This is a genomic window from Nonomuraea sp. MTCD27 (genome assembly GCF_041950495.1).
In the GTDB taxonomy this organism is placed as follows: domain Bacteria; phylum Actinomycetota; class Actinomycetes; order Streptosporangiales; family Streptosporangiaceae; genus Nonomuraea.
The window spans coordinates 43,227-57,600 of sequence record NZ_JBGNUW010000040.1 but is presented as its reverse complement, the minus strand read 5'-3'; the positions used below and the strand labels follow the sequence as shown (position 1 = coordinate 57,600).

Sequence of the window (14,374 nt, the reverse complement as noted above, 5' to 3'; positions counted from 1 at the left end):
GGGCTCAGGACAGGTCGGCCTCCGCGAGCAGCAGCGGCACCGCTCCCGGGTCGCGCAGCAGGGCGGCCACCGCGAGCCGGTCGTTCCACTGCCCCGTCGCCCAGGCCAGCCCTCTGGCCAGCCCGTCGACGCCGGTGCAGTGCACGGCCCCCTCGAAGAACCGCCACGCGCACTCCACGCCGTCCACCAGCAGCTTCTCGTGCTCCACATACGTCTCGGGCGCGGTGGGCAGCAGCGAGCGCACCTCGGCGGGCACCTCTCGCCGGACCCCCTCGGAGGTGACCTCCCCCGAGGTGAGCTCACCGGCGAGCGGCAGGTCGAGCAGCTCGGACAGCGACTCCGCCAGATCGTACGGCGCCAGCACCAGCGGCCGCTCCGTGACCAGCTGCAGCAGGTCGGGCGCCTCCACCACCACGGCGTCCTCGGCGGAGGCCACCACGATCGAGCCCTCCAGCACCGCCCGCACCCGGGACGGCGGCGCGACGCGCGAGGGGTCGACGGCGGCCAGCGCGATCCACAGGGCACGCAGCTGGGCCCGGTCCACCTCCACGGACTCGTCGGCCATCAGGTCGAGGAGCTCCTCGGGCCCGCCGTGGGAGGCCAGCAGCTCGGCCAGCGTCGTGCGGACCCCGAGCATCGACAGCGCCGCCTCGTCGAGCCCCGCGGGCGCGTCGGCGTAGAGGCCCTGCAACAGCGGGTCGGCCCCCGGGAGCCGCAGCTCCAGCGGCTTGCGCCCACCCAGCACCGGATGGTTGGCCAGCCACCACGCCGTGTAGGAGGGCACCTCCACACCCTCCACGCGCAGCGGGTGGAGGGCGGCCCGCAGCGGCGGCCTGGTCAGCAGCTCCAGCGCGCCCGCCCAGTCGGCCACCAGCTCCAGGTCCCGCACCGCCAGGAACTCCGGCACCAGCGGCGGCACGTCGAGCTCGGGCAGCAGGTCGAGCACGTGGTCGAGCCACTCGCCCTCGCCGTCGAGGTCGTGGTCGCAGTCGTCGGGGTCGAGCAGCACGTCGGGCTCGTGCACCACCGCGAACCCGTCGAGCACCCCGGCGGCCGCCAGCACCCGCGAGCCGTAGGTCTCCTGCAGCTCCGGCGCGGCCACCCCGAGGTGCGTGTCCGGCTCCAGCAGGCCCGCCAGCGCACCCTCGGCCAGCATGAGCTCGCCGGCCGGGTAGAGCTCGCCGTCGCTGCCGCGCAGGGCCAGCTCGGCCAGCCACGGCGCCTCGCCGGGCACCAGCCCGGACGCCTCCACGAGGGACAGCACGGCCCGCGCCACCGGCTCCGGGTCGGGGCTGTCGAGCGACTGCGCGACGGCCGCCTTGGTCAGCGGGTCGTCGAGGACCGTCCTGGGCGTGGCCTCGGCGGCGCCCAGCCGCAGCAGCGCCGGGTGGGCCGCGTCCGGGTGCACGATGCGCAGCCCGAGCGGCGTCAGGTCGAGGTCGGCGCCCCCGTCGGACAGGATGAGCGTGCCGCGCGGCCCGCGGACCACCCGGCCGTCGGCCAGCGGCACCGGCAGCGCGCCCAGCGACTCGGGGTCGTCGGCCGGGAGCACCTCGTAGAGCGCGCGCCACCACGACGGCTCGCGCGCCTCGACGGCCTCGCCCGACAGCAGGTCGACGATGTCGGCCAGCTCGACCCGGCGCACCCCGAGGGCGGCCATGGCCGCGTGGCGGGCGGGCCAGCCGGCCGGCAGCAGCCCCGGCACGAAGTCGGCGACGATCGCGAGCAACTCCGCCGAGGCCGACGCCACGACGGCGGCCTCGCGGCCGGTCACCACCCAGCCGTCACCCTCGGGCTCGGGCGCGGGGTGCTCGACCCGCCACTCGGCGTCGGGCTCGTAGACCCGCGCCTCGGCGAACGACGGGGTCTGCACGGCGGGTGCCGGCGCCGACAGCGCGGGCAGCAGCGGCGTACCGGGCAGGCGGTCGAGCACGGCCCGGCGGATGCGGGCGTCGAGCTCGCCCTTGCCCATGAGGGTGGGCACCAGGTCGAGCAGCTTGGAGGTGCGGGGCAGCTCCCGCAGAAGGCGTACGTAGGCGTCGGCGACCCGCTCGACCAGGAAGTCGGCCAGCGGCCCCTTGGCCACGTGACGCCGGTCGGTGGCCATCGGGAACGACGCGATCAGCAGCGCGGGCAGGCCGATGGGCTCGTCGCTGGGCGTCGGGGCGTGCGCCACGGGCGGCACGGCGGCGGGGAGCGCGCCCGGCTCGCCGGTGCCGGTGACGGGCACCGCCCAGCGCAGCGACCAGTAGGGGCGGGCCCGCTCCTCGGTGGGCCGGTCGGCGAAGAGCCGGCCCACCTCCTCGGGGGTGAACTCGCCGGAGTCCGACACCACGTGCCAGCCGTCGGCCACGACCGTGCGCACGGACCCGTCGAGCTCGATCTCGATGCTCTCCAGCGCGGGCAGGCCGAGCAGCAGCGCCGGGCTGGTCTCGGTGAGCATGCGCCGGACCACGTCGACGGACGCCTGGTCGCGCAGCGGCAGGCGGACGAGGGTGTCGAAACCCTCGGGGATGTCGACGAGGGGCGGCTCGTCGAAGGGGAGCCTGAGCAGCGGCACGTGGCCGCCGCGGTCGGCGAGCTCGCCCGCGAGCGCGGGGATCTCGGCGACGAGGGCCGCGGTCTCGGTGCGGGACCAGCGGACCGCTCCCGCGCCGCGCGAGCCGATGGAGGGCGCGTCGCAGACGGACACGACCGCCGCGAACCCGACGCCGAACCTGCCCGCCGCGCCGGCCTCGTCGCGCTTGCCGGAGGCGCGCAGCGTGGACAGGCTCTCCACGCCGGTGGCGTCGAGCGGGGCGCCGGTGTTGGCGGCCGTCAGCACGTCGCCCCGCAGCGTCAGCCGCAGCAACCCTGGCACGCCCGCGCGCAGCGCCGCGTCGGCGGCGTTCTGGGCCAGCTCGACGATCAGCCGATCGCGGTAGCCGCCGAGCGCGAAGTCCTCCTCCGCGTTGGCGTCTTCGCGGAACCGGGCGGGCGAGGCCGTCCAAGCGGAGAGGACGGCTGCTCGCATCCGGTCAGTGCCGTAGGTGTCGCTCATCGATCACGATCCTGGTTGAGGGTAGGGGGCCACCGTAGGGTAGCGGCCGGAACCGACACTCTCGATCAGGAATGGCCGAGCTCCTCGGAGGCGGATTCGTCGACCGATCCGGCCTCCTCCTCCATGAGGTCGTAGCCCATGTCGTCGAGGATCGGGATGGCCTGCTCCACGGGCGGCGGCAGCACGGCGGCCTCGGAATGAGCGCCGCAGCCGTGGTCGGCGGCCACGACCTTGCCGTCGTCCGGGGCGTACTCGTTGGCGCAGACCCCGAACGACAGCCGGAGCTCACCCGAGAGCAACCAGTAGAAGCCGCAGGTGGAGCACTGCGCGGGAGCGGCGTGTGCGATCGGAGTGTGCGGCCCGTGCTCGCCCGCGTGCCAGCGTCTGGCAGCCTGGTCTCTGCCGATGGCCGAGAGCACACGGGCTCGGCCCAGGCCGTACTCGAAAACCATCTGTCTGTCGGTGTCGTCGTCGGTCTCGGTGAAACCCGGCGCGAGCCTGTCGTCGTCGTCAGGGGTCGGCAGCAGGTCGCCCACGCCGAGGTCGCCCGGGCGCAGGCGCTCGCTCCACGGCAGCCACTCCGGCGCCAGCAGTGCCCCGGTGCCGGGCAGCAGGACGGCCTCGCTGACCGTGACCTTCTTCGCGCGCGAGGCGCGCGTGACGGTGACGGCCCAGCGCCAGCCGCGATAGGCCCGGTCGAGGCAGGCGAAGTAGTGGGTGACGATCCGGTCGCCCTCGCTCTCGTAACCGAGGTGCTCGCCGGGCTCGCCCGGCCGCGCAAGCTCCTCGGCCGCGGCGCGCGCCAGATCGACCGCGGCGACACAGGCCTGGTCGGGAGCGGAGACGCGGGCCCTGGTGCGGCTCATCGGGGCGCCTCCGCCGAAAGGTGCTGTTCGCTCACACTTCATTCTCACCCATCCCGGGACCTGCGGGGGCCCACAACCGCAGATCCCGCACTGAGATCGCACGCGGATCGGGTAAGACTGGTAGTCGTGGAGGGTGGCTGGGAGCGGGCTCGCGAGATCTCGCGGCGGATGGCGCGTGGCGCCGCCGACGCGGGACGCGCGACCGTGCGCGCGAGCAGGGCCACTGCGAGCGGCACCGCGCGGGCCGGCAAAGCCACCGCCAAGGGAGCCAGAAAAGTCGGCAGGGCCACGCGGCGGCTGACGTACGCCAACGGCGCCGGCCGCACCGGGCTCGGCCGGCTGATCGAGCTGTCGGCCGGCAACAGCGCCAGTGACGCGCTCGTCACGGTGGCGCTGGCGAGCACCGTGTTCTTCGGCGTGCCGGTGGGCGAGGCCCGCGGTTCCGTCGCCCTCTACCTGGTCATCACGATGTTGCCGTTCGCGCTGCTGGCGCCGTTCGTGGGGCCGATACTCGACCGGCTCCGGTCGGGCCGCCGCTACGTGATGGCGGGCACGCTGTTCGGCCGCGGCCTGCTGTGCTTCGCGATGGCCGCGGCCGTGGGGCCCGGCGACCTGCCGACGCTGTTCATCGGGGCGCTGGGCGTGCTGGTGCTGTCGAAGGCGTACAACGTGTCGCGGGCGGCGATCATGCCGAACGTGCTGCCCGCCGACATCACGCTGGTGTCGGCGAACGCGCGGGTGGCGCTGTTCACGCTGGTCTCGGCCGGGGTGGCGGTGCCGCTCGGCGCGGGCCTGACCGCGTGGCTGGGCCCGGCGGCGGTGCTGCGCATCGCGATGCTGGCCTTCCTGCTGCTCGGCGTCGTCGCGGTACGCCTGCCGCGCCACGTCGACTCCCCCGACCTGGAGGAGGAGGGCGCCGCGCCCCGCTGGCGGACCCTGCTCAAGGTGGGCCCGGCGGTGGCCGAGGCCGTCTGGGCGAACGTGGCCGTCCGCGTCTTCTCCGGGTTCCTGCTGTTCTTCCTGCTGTTCCTGGTGCAGGACCAGGCGGTGCCGTGGCTGGCGGTCAAGGAGCCGTGGGCGCAGGAGCCGTTCTTCGACATCCCCAAGACGATCGCGCTGCTCGCGGGCGCGGCCGGGCTGGGCGGCCTGGTCGGCGCCGCGGCCGCGAACTGGACGCGCAACCACGCTCCCCAGCTCATCGTGCTGGTGACGCTGGCCCTGGCCGCGGTGACCGTCATCACCACCGCGATCTTCTTCGGCGTCTGGACGGCGCTGGCGATCTCCCTGGTCGCGGCCTTCGCCCAGGAGCTGGGCAAGCTGGCGCTCGACGCGATCGTGCAGCGGGAGATCGGCGAGGAGGTGCGCTCGTCCACGTTCGGCGTGGTCGAGGCGGTGCTGCAGCTCGCCTGGGTGTTCGGCGGCCTGGTCGGGCTGGTGCTCTCGCTCACCCAGAGCAGCGTGGCCGGGCTGGTGACGGTGTCGGTCGTGCTGACCGCCGCGCTGGTCTGGCTGCTGATCGCCAGGAGGAAGCGCGTACGCGCCACCGCCGAGAAGCTGCGCCGCGCACGCGCGGAGGCCGCCGACCAGCCCGGCCCGGACGATCAGGCCGGCCGGACCACCCAGCCCGACCAGCCGGACCACGGGGGCCGCGACGGCCACGCCGACCAGCAGCGGCCGGACAAGCTCGACCCCACCAAGCCGCTCACCAACCCGAACGGCTGACCGCCCGGCTACGCGTCGAGGTCGTCCGCGACGGCCCTGAGCACCTGCGCGATCTTCTTGGCGTGCACCGCGTCCGGGTGCTTGCCCCGCTGGTACGAGGTCGAGACGTCATCGAGCAGCTTGATCAGGTCTTCGACGATGACGACCATCTCGTCCGGCTTCTTCCGCTTGCCCTTGGGCTTGGGCTTGGCCAGCGTCGGCGGCTGCTCCAGGATCCTGACGGAGAGCGCCTGCTGGCCCCTGCGGCCTTCGGCGACGCCGAACTCGACCTTCTGGCCGGGCTTGAGCGGGCCCGTACCGGGGGGCAGCGCGGATGAATGCACGAAGACCTCACCGCCGTCGTCGCGGGTGAGGAAGCCGAATCCCTTGTCGGCGTCGTACCACTTGACCTTGCCACTCGGCACAGGACGACCTCGTTCAAACAGTCGAAAAGAAGGACGGATGGATGTAGGTTATGCCCCGCGAAGCGCCAGGGCGACCGGGTAAATGCCGGACAATTACCGAAGTTCATCACGCGCACGCCAACCGGCGAACCAGGTGGTGAATTCGGTCAGGTCGCCCAGGGCCACGTCTGCTCCGTGATCACGCAGCTCTCCCACCGTGTAAGGGCCGGTCGCAACTGTCACGCTCACGGCGCCGCCAGCGCGTGCCGCCTCGATGTCCGCGACATGGTCACCAACATAAGCCGCCGCGCCGAAGCGCGCGAGTGCCGATCCCTTCGCGGCCCCGAAAACGGAGCCGGCCACTTCGTCCACGGCGAGACCGAGCGCCTCGACGGTGCCGACCGCGTCCCGGACGTTCTTGCCCGTCACCACGATGACCCGGCCACCGGCCTCGCGTACGGCCTCGATCGCCTCGTACGCACCGGCCATGGCCGTGTGCACCGGAACCCCCATTTCCGGATATATCTCCCGATAGAGGGCAGCGGCCGCCTCGACCTCCTCCGGCGGCAGCCAGTTGGCCAGCTCCAGCTCCAGCGGCGGCCCCAGCCGCCGGACGATAGCCGCGCTGTCAAATGGCACGCCCAATCGAACGGCCAGCTCGTCGTAAACGGCCGCGATGCCCGCCCGAGTGTCAGCCAAAGTCATGTCAAGGTCGAATCCCACCGAAGTCGCCACATGTGCAGGATGCCAAACCTGCCTCTACCCCGCGTAACCACCCTTGTTCTGGAAGCATGGGAATGGGAAGAAAGGAATTACTTATCGGAGAGGAGCGGCCGTGACCGACACCCCCAAACCGCCACAGGCCGGAGACCGGCTCGTCGCCTCCTCCGCCCCCACCCGCCCGCACCGCCCGGCCCGCCCCGGGGGGCCCGTGGTGACGACGTGGCAGCGGGTCGTGGCGGCCGTCGCCTACGTGGTCAAGGTGGCCACCAGGGTGGCCGCGCTCTCCCTGGTGCTCTACGCGGTCTTCACGGTGTTCAGGGCCAACCCGGCCAACGTCTGGTACCAGTTCGTCGAATCGCTGGCCGCGTGGCTGTCGCTGGGCCTGGCCAACCTTTTCCAGCTCGCCGACCCGCGCTGGACGGCGCTGGTCAACTACGGTCTGGCCGCCGTCGTGTGGCTGATCATCGGCTCCGCGCTGGCGAGCCTGATCCGGCGCGCTGCTCCTTAGCGACTACTCTCCTTACGGAGGTATCAGCATAGACATGAGCAGATCGACCCGTGAGCGGATCGTCGATGAGGCCCTGAGGCTGTTCGCCGAACGGGGCTACTCCGCCACTTCCGTGGCCGAGATCGAGGCCGCCTCAGGGCTGTCTCCCGGCGCCGGAGGGCTCTACAGGCACTTCAAGTCCAAGTACGAGGTGCTCGCCGCGGCGATCAACGAGCACGCGGCGCGCACGCGGAGCCAGGTGGCCGGCAGCCTGGCCGAGCTGAGCACCATGGAAGCCTCGGTGGACCTGGAGGAGCGCCTGTCCCACGTGTGCCGCGCGGGGCTGGCGAAGGTGCGCGAGGAGTCCGAGCTGACCCGCGTGTTCTTCCGCGACCTGAGCCAGTTCCCCGAGCTCGTCGCGGTCGTCCGCGAGGGGTTGCTGCAGCCCATGTTCGACGCCATCGTGACCTGGTTCCAGGCCCAGCCGGAATATCGCGACGCCAAGCTCGACTGGACGGGCATCGCCGCCGTCCTCGGGGGCTCGGTCGTGCACTACCGGCTGTTCCAGGAGACCGTGGGCGAGCTGCCGGGACACGCGGAGAAGGACCAGTTCGTCACCGCCTGGGTACGCCTGGCGGTCGGCCTGCTCCCCAGCCCCGCGCCGGTCAGCTGACGTCGAACAGCCGGTAGGCCAGCCACACCACGCCCAGACCCGTACCGATCATGAACATCGTGCCGCTGACGTCGAAGAACTGCGTGACGAACGCCTGCAGCCCGGCCTCGATCCCCACCCGCAGGCCGCCGACGAGCACCCCGCCCACCGAATAGCCCAGCAGCGGCGCGCCGATCCCGAGAAACTTGTCGCGCAGGCTCCAGCTCTCGCTGAACAGCACCAGCGCGCCGCCCGCCGCCCACACCACCACCGGCACCTGGAAGATCGCCAGCGGCGGCAGCCGGAACGGCACCAGCAGCGCCGCCACGATCAGGATCACCATCGCCGCCGTCTCGCGCGGATGCTCCTTGACGATGGTCCTGGCGTCCCGGCCGCCGGTGGCCATCGGGTTGGCGCTGGACATGGCCGCCCGGCGGAGCCCCGCGAACGGCAGCCCCCGGCCCTGCCCCTGCTTCTCCAGCCGCTCCTGGGCGATCCTGCGGTAGGCGCGCACGCCGGGCGGCTCGTCGTGGTCGTCCACGACGGAGGGGAAACGCAGCGTCGACCCCGAGCCCGGTGTCGGTGCCGGCCCTCCGTCCGCCTGCGACACGCCGCTGGCGGCGACACCGGCGGAATCGGCGGCGGCACGCTTCGTCGCGACGCCCGCCTCGGCCAGCCTGCGGGCCTCGCGCTCGACGAGGGCGGCCGGATCGCCGAACCGCGCCAGCACCTTCGCCACGTCGCGCGCGTTCTGGCTGCCGCCCCGCTCGACCTCGATCCTGGCCCGCAGCCGCTTGGCGAAATCCAGCCGCTGGTCGGCCCGGAGCACGCCGTGGGCGGCGTCGGCCGCCTTCGAGACGTAGTTCAGGACGAGCTGGTCCGCACGCTCTATCACGCCTAGCAATGCTGCCCCAATCAGGGGGGACATACCATGGCAACGATGGAGTTCACGGAGTGGATCAGGGGGCGCACCGACGAACAGCTGCGGGCGCTCGTCTCCGCGCGTCCCGAGTTGATCACTCCGGTGCCCGCGCATCTGGAGGGTCTCGCCTCGCGAGCCGGCAGCCCTTCGGCGATCGGCAGGGTGCTGGACAGGCTCGACCGGTTCACGCTGGCCGTCGTCGAGACGCTGGCGGTGCAGGACGGGCCGGTGTCGAAGGACGCCCTGCGCGACCTCGTCGGCGCGGCGCTGGCCGCCGCCGACCCGGAGAACGCGCTGGCGACCGGAGACCAGGACGACCCGCCGGCGACCGGTGGCGCCGACCCGGAGCCCGCGCTGTCCACCGCGCTCGACCGGCTGTGCGACCTGGCGCTGGTCTACGGGCCCGACGACGCGCTGGAGCTGGGCCCGGGTGTGCGCAAGGTGCTCGACGACCCGGCCGGGCTGGGGCCGCGGGCCGTGGACGCGTTCCGGCACCACGCGCCCGAGCAGCTCGACGAGATGGCCGACGACGTCGCCCCCGGCACGGCCGGCACGGGCAAGGAGCGGCTGGCGGCCGCGCTGGCGGCGCCCGCCGCGCTCGTCGAGTCCGTCTCGCCGGAGGCCAGGGGCGCGCTCGACCAGCTCGTCTGGGGCCCGCCGACGGGCCGCGTGCCCAACGCCAGGCGCGAAGTGAGCGTGGCCACGGCCCGCTCCCCCATCGAGGAGCTGCTCGCGCGCGGCCTGCTGGCGGCCACGGGCGAGGAGAGCGTGACGCTGCCCCGCGAGGTGGGCCTCTTCCTGCGCGGCGGCCGGGTGCACCGCGACCTGCTGGCGGTGCCGCCGCCGCTGCACGGGGCGGCGCGCGACCGGGCGCTGGCCGACCGGACGGCGGCCGGGCAGGCGTTCTCGTTCGTCAGGGCCGTCGAGGAGCTGTGCGAGCGGTGGAGCATCGAGCCGCCGGGCGTGCTGCGTACCGGCGGGCTGGGCGTGCGCGACCTGAAGCGGGCCGCGGGCGAGCTGGACCTGCCGGAGTGGGTGGCGGCGCTGGTGGTCGAGGTCGCGCACGCGGCCGGGCTGGTCGCGGCGGGCGGCGGCGTCGACGGCGAGTGGCTGCCGACCTCCGGCTACGACCTGTGGCGGGTCAGGGGCACCGCCGACCGGTGGGTGACCCTGGCGGCCACGTGGCTGCACATGGACCGGGTGCCCGGCCTGGTCGGCGATCGCGACGAGCGCGACAGGCCGCTCAACGCCCTGCACACCGACCTGCGCCGCTCCTCCGCGCCCGGGGTCAGGGCGGCCACGCTGGGCGTGCTGGCGGCGGCTCCCGGGCTGGCCCCCGACCGCGACTCCGTGCTGGCGCGGCTGGCGTGGGAGCAGCCGCGCCGCCGGGGGCCGCTGCGCGAGCAGCTCACCGATTTCGCGCTGCGGGAGGCCGAGCAGGTCGGCGTGACGGGGCTGGGCGCGCTCTCGGTGCACGGGCGGGCCCTGATCGAGGGCGGTGACGCGGCCAAGGTGCTCGCGCCGCTGCTGCCGGAGCCGGTCGATCACGTGCTGCTCCAGGCCGACCTCACCGCCGTCGCGCCGGGCCCGCTCACGAGCGAGCTCAACCGCTGGATGACGCTCACCGCCGACGTGGAGTCGAAGGGCGGGGCCACGGTCTACCGGTTCAGCGAGGGCTCGATCAGGCGCGCGCTCGACGCCGGGCACGGTGGCGAGGAGCTGGTCGCGATGCTGGCCCGCCACTCCGCCACGCCGGTGCCGCAGGCGCTGTCCTACCTGGTGACCGACGTGGCCCGGCGGCACGGGCGCATCCGGGTGGGCACCGCCGGCGCGTACATCCGCTGCGACGACCCCGCGCTGCTCGACCAGATCACCGCCGACCGCCGCTCCGCCGCGCTGCGGCTGCGGCGGCTGGCGCCGACCGTCATCGCCTCCCGCTCGTCCAGGGCGGCGCTGGTCGACTCGCTGCGGGCCATGGGGTACGCCCCGGTCGCCGAGTCGCTCGACGGCGACGTGATCATCTCCCAGCTGGAGAGCCGCCGCACCGAGGCGCTGGCGCCGGCCCGCGCCGTGGCCTCGCCCAACGGCCTGGACCCCGAGGTGGCCACGGCGGCCGTCCGCGCGCTGCGGGCCGGCGACGCGGCGCACCTGGCGCGGCGCGAGCCGGTGGACGCCCCCGGCGGCCAGGTGCCGCGCGGGCCCGCCACGGCCACGATCTCGGCCCTGCAGGAGGCCATCAAGCAGGGGGTGCGGGTCTGGATCGGCTATCTCGACTCGCAGGGCAACGCGACCTCACGCATCCTGGAGCCGGCCCGGATGGAGGGCGGCTACCTGACCGCGTACGACGAGACCAGGGCCGCCGTGCACCGCTTCGCGCTGCACCGCATCACCGGCGTGGCGGGTCTCTGAGCAGCAGCTCCAGCGACTGCCCGGCCACCGCCGCGGCGGGCCCGCCGGCGGCCTCCAGCCGCCGCAGCAGCCGGGCGGAGTCGGCGGGATAGCGGACCGCCAGCCCGCCGCCCAGCGCCACGGCCGCCGTCGTCGCCCTGACGTCGCCGGGGTCCGCCGCCCAGCCCAGCGCGAGCCTGAGCGCCTCGGGGGCGAGGGTGTCGTCGGCGCACATGTACGACAGGACGTTGGCCGCCGCCACCCGCTCGGCCGCGCTGCCCCGTGCCCAGACCTCGATGAGCTCCTGCCGGACCTCCTTCGGCGAGTGCCCGGCCAGCAGCGCCACGCCCTGCGCGGCCCGTACCTGCACCGCCGGCCCCTGGCCGGGCAGCGACAGCACCCATTCGCGCAGCGGCTGCCACAGCGAGAACCCGTAGCGGCCGGCCAGCTCGGCCAGCACCCGCCCGCGCTGGTGCGCCGCGCGGAACCCGACCAGCCCGCTCTCGGCGCCGATCAGGGGGCCGGTGACCGGGCGGCGGCCGATCTCGTGGCAGAGCTGTTCGAGCCTGGCGAGCTGCCGGTCGAAGGCGGGCTCGGCCAGCCGGTGCGCGAACGCCAGCGCCGCCACGGCGAGCACCTCGCGCATGGGCGGCTTGGTGTCGAACCAGGCCGCCACCTCCTCGCCGTCCGGCTCGCCGCCCCGAGCCAGGCGCGCGGCCAGGCGTACGACCTCGGCGGGCGTCGGGAGGGTCAGCGCCAGGGCCCTGGCCCGGGCCAGCGCCTCGGGGCTCAGCCCCGCGCGCAGGTCGAACGTGCTCAGGCACAGGTCGAACAGCTCGCCCGGCTCGGGGGCGCTCCACGGGTGCTCCACCTCGACCGCCTGGGAGGGGGCGCCGGTCCTGGTGACGACCAGGTAGGAGCCGAGCTCGGCCAGCTTGCGGGCCAGGTTGACCAGCTCGGTGCGGTCGGTGCTGGCCGCGATCCAGTCGTGCAGCAGGTACGCCCGGCCCGGCTCGTACTCGGTGCCCGACAGCAGCTCCCCCGCGGAGGCGGCCGGGGACAGCACGGTGATCGTGCCCTCGGCCAGCGACATGCGCGACAGCAGGGCGAGCGCGCCCGAGCGCCGGCCGCTCTCCTCCGCGCCCACGAGAACGAGCAGGTGACGCATGCTCAGCCGGCGCACCGCCTCGGGGAAGCAGCCCGGCTCCAGGTACGAGCGCAGCAGCGCGTCGGCCTCCCGCCTGTTGAGCTCTCTGGTGACCGGACCGGCCACGGTCCGCAGATGGTCGCTGACAGCTATGAGGCTCCCCGTGAGCGTTATGTTGTCGAGGTCGATCTCGCCCGGTTCAGGCGTTTCGGTCACGAAGTCACCTCGGGATCAACTCGAAAGTTTTCTACAGAAAATATCGCCGGCCAACGAGTTTCTTCCTTTTACACGGAGGGATTACCGAGTGTCACGACATCGCGCTGGCCTGGCCTGATGCCTGATAGCGACATATCGATCACACCCTCCGCGGCTGCCTGCGGGACCCCACGGCCCTTAGATATCCCACCATTACACGATCTAGGGCAACAAGAAAACACGAATGGCGACAGAGGAAGATTTATGCCTATTTACGGGCTACTAGAACCCCGTCCACAATGACTAGTCAAGACCGGCCGCACCCCCTCCGGTCTTGACTGCACAACCCCGCACGGATCAGGTTGGGCATGTGACGGAGCAAACGCTGGGCCGGCTGGCCGAGGAGTCATGGAGCCGTTTCGACGACTACGACTCGATGTTCTACGAAGGCGCCTGGCACCGCAGTCACGCGCTCGCCGAGCGGGCACGCAGGATGTCCGGCGGGTTCGCGGAGGCGGGGATCCGGCCCGGCGACCGGGTGGCCGTCATGATGGCGAACTCGCCCGAGGTGCCGCTCATCTACCAGGCGTTGTGGGCCGCGGGAGCGGTGGTGACGCCGGTGGTGTTCCTGGTGGGGCCGGAGGAGCTGCGGCACATCCTGCTCGACAGCGGCGCCGCCGCGATCGTCGCCTCGCCGGAGCTGGCGGACAACGTACGGGCCGCCGGCGTCGATATCCCGATATATGTGGACACGGCGGAGCTTGAACGGGCGGCCGAACGCGGCCCTGTGGCCAGGGACCCCGGCGACCTGGCCGCGCTCATGTACACCGGCGGCACCACCGGCAAGGCCAAGGGCGTCATGCTGAGCCACCGCGGCCTGTCGAAGGTGGCCAAGGACGCCTTCGAGCTGTCCCACCAGGAGGGGAAGAACCGCGCGCTGGTGCCCGTGCCGCTGTCGCACGCGTACGGGCTGATCATCTCGGTCGCCTCCATGCACGCGACCGAGCCGCAGCAGGCCGTCCTGATGCGCTGGTTCGACCCGAAGGCGTTCCTCCAGCTGGCCGCCGAGCAGCGCGTCCAGTACGGCACCGTGGTGCCCGCCATGCTCCAGCTCCTGCTCGCCGAGCCGCTGGAGGCGCACCCCCTGCCCGACCTGGCCTACCTCACCTGCGGCGCGGCGCCGCTCGGCCGGGACGTGCTGGCGGAGTTCGAGCGCCGGATGCCCGGCGTGCAGATCCTGGAGGGCTACGGCCTGACCGAGACCAGCGCGGTCACCACCTTCAACCCGCCGGGCAGGCGGCGGACCGGCAGCGTCGGCCTGCCCCTGGCCGGCTACTCGATCACCATCCGCGACGGCGACGGCGAGGCGATGGAGATCGGGGACGTCGGCGAGATCTGCGTCTCGGGCGATTCGCTGATGCTCGGCTACTGGGGCGAGCACGGGGCCGATCCCGAGGGTACGGCGCTGGTCGACGGCGAGCTGCGGACCGGGGACATCGGGTGCGTGGACGACGACGGCTACCTCTACATCGTGGACCGGAAGAAGGACCTGATCATCCGCGGCGGCTTCAACGTGTTCCCGCGTGACGTCGAGGACGCGCTCAACCGGCATCCCGACGTCGTGATGTCGGGCGTCGTGGGCCGCCCCGATCCCCGTCTCGGGGAGGAGGTCGTGGCGTTCGTGCAGCTCAGGGCCGGCGCGGAGGTGACGGCCGAGGAGCTGATCGAGTGGGCGCGCGATCGGGTGGGCCGGGTGAAATATCCGCGCGAGGTGCGCTTCGTCGACTCCGTGCCGGTGACGAGCGTGCTCAAGCTCGACCGCAAGGCGTTGCGGGAGCGGCTCGGCTGA

The 14,374-nt window shown here is 73.3% G+C and carries 11 protein-coding genes; 5 read left to right on the top strand and 6 right to left on the bottom strand.

From position 1 onward, the window contains the following. Nucleotides 1-4: 4 nt before the first annotated feature. Nucleotides 5-3,040, bottom strand: coding sequence for a sacsin N-terminal ATP-binding-like domain-containing protein (locus ACBJ59_RS59335; protein ID WP_375118761.1), 3,036 nt, complete (start codon nucleotides 3,038-3,040; stop codon nucleotides 5-7). Nucleotides 3,041-3,105: 65 nt separating this feature from the next. Further along, nucleotides 3,106-3,906, bottom strand: coding sequence for a DUF3027 domain-containing protein (locus ACBJ59_RS59330; protein ID WP_375118760.1), 801 nt, complete (start codon nucleotides 3,904-3,906; stop codon nucleotides 3,106-3,108). Between the two features lie 126 nt (nucleotides 3,907-4,032). Between ACBJ59_RS59330 and ACBJ59_RS59325 the strand changes: the two genes are divergently transcribed. After that, complete coding sequence (locus tag ACBJ59_RS59325) at nucleotides 4,033-5,628, top strand: MFS transporter (protein WP_375118759.1); 1,596 nt, start codon at nucleotides 4,033-4,035, stop codon at nucleotides 5,626-5,628. 8 nt (nucleotides 5,629-5,636) lie between these two features. Here the strand turns inward: ACBJ59_RS59325 and ACBJ59_RS59320 are convergent, their stop codons facing one another. Then, nucleotides 5,637-6,032 (bottom strand): cold-shock protein, encoded by a 396-nt coding sequence (locus ACBJ59_RS59320; RefSeq protein WP_364117015.1) that lies wholly within the window; start codon nucleotides 6,030-6,032, stop codon nucleotides 5,637-5,639. Nucleotides 6,033-6,125: 93 nt separating this feature from the next. Continuing rightward, nucleotides 6,126-6,746 carry an HAD family hydrolase gene (locus ACBJ59_RS59315; protein WP_375118758.1) on the bottom strand — a complete coding sequence of 207 codons (621 nt, stop codon included), beginning with the start codon at nucleotides 6,744-6,746 and terminating at the stop codon, nucleotides 6,126-6,128. 100 nt (nucleotides 6,747-6,846) lie between these two features. Between ACBJ59_RS59315 and ACBJ59_RS59310 the strand changes: the two genes are divergently transcribed. Then, complete coding sequence (locus ACBJ59_RS59310) at nucleotides 6,847-7,242, top strand: hypothetical protein (protein ID WP_364117019.1); 396 nt, start codon at nucleotides 6,847-6,849, stop codon at nucleotides 7,240-7,242. A gap of 34 nt (nucleotides 7,243-7,276) precedes the next feature. Next, entirely contained in the window at nucleotides 7,277-7,894 is a 618-nt protein-coding gene (locus tag ACBJ59_RS59305; RefSeq protein ID WP_364117021.1) for a helix-turn-helix domain-containing protein, read from the top strand. On the opposite strand, the gene ACBJ59_RS59300 is transcribed toward ACBJ59_RS59305, so the two are convergent. Beyond that, nucleotides 7,887-8,768 carry a hypothetical protein gene (locus tag ACBJ59_RS59300; protein ID WP_375118757.1) on the bottom strand — a complete coding sequence of 294 codons (882 nt, stop codon included), beginning with the start codon at nucleotides 8,766-8,768 and terminating at the stop codon, nucleotides 7,887-7,889. The two genes, ACBJ59_RS59305 and ACBJ59_RS59300, sit on opposite strands and share 8 nt — an antisense overlap. A gap of 45 nt (nucleotides 8,769-8,813) precedes the next feature. On the opposite strand from ACBJ59_RS59300, the gene ACBJ59_RS59295 reads away from it, so the two are divergent. Then, the gene (locus ACBJ59_RS59295) at nucleotides 8,814-11,204 is read left to right on the top strand and encodes a helicase-associated domain-containing protein (protein ID WP_375118756.1); all 2,391 of its coding nucleotides are present in this window, start codon (nucleotides 8,814-8,816) and stop codon (nucleotides 11,202-11,204) included. Here the strand turns inward: ACBJ59_RS59295 and ACBJ59_RS59290 are convergent. Continuing rightward, nucleotides 11,182-12,546, bottom strand: a complete 1,365-nt coding sequence (locus ACBJ59_RS59290) for a hypothetical protein (protein ID WP_375118755.1) — start codon at nucleotides 12,544-12,546, stop codon at nucleotides 11,182-11,184. The two genes, ACBJ59_RS59295 and ACBJ59_RS59290, sit on opposite strands and share 23 nt — an antisense overlap. 349 nt (nucleotides 12,547-12,895) lie before the next feature. Here ACBJ59_RS59290 and ACBJ59_RS59285 point away from each other — a divergent pair, with 349 nt between their 5' ends. Continuing rightward, the gene (locus tag ACBJ59_RS59285; RefSeq protein ID WP_375118754.1) at nucleotides 12,896-14,374 is read left to right on the top strand and encodes a class I adenylate-forming enzyme family protein; all 1,479 of its coding nucleotides are present in this window, start codon (nucleotides 12,896-12,898) and stop codon (nucleotides 14,372-14,374) included.

Coding starts and splice junctions, on each gene's coding strand:
- ACBJ59_RS59295 (WP_375118756.1), top strand. CDS start 8,814: ATGGAGTTCACGGAGTGGATCAGGGGGCGCACCGACGAACAGCTGCGG.
- ACBJ59_RS59330 (WP_375118760.1), bottom strand. CDS start 3,906: ATGAGCCGCACCAGGGCCCGCGTCTCCGCTCCCGACCAGGCCTGTGTC.
- ACBJ59_RS59305 (WP_364117021.1), top strand. CDS start 7,277: ATGAGCAGATCGACCCGTGAGCGGATCGTCGATGAGGCCCTGAGGCTG.
- ACBJ59_RS59335 (WP_375118761.1), bottom strand. CDS start 3,040: ATGAGCGACACCTACGGCACTGACCGGATGCGAGCAGCCGTCCTCTCC.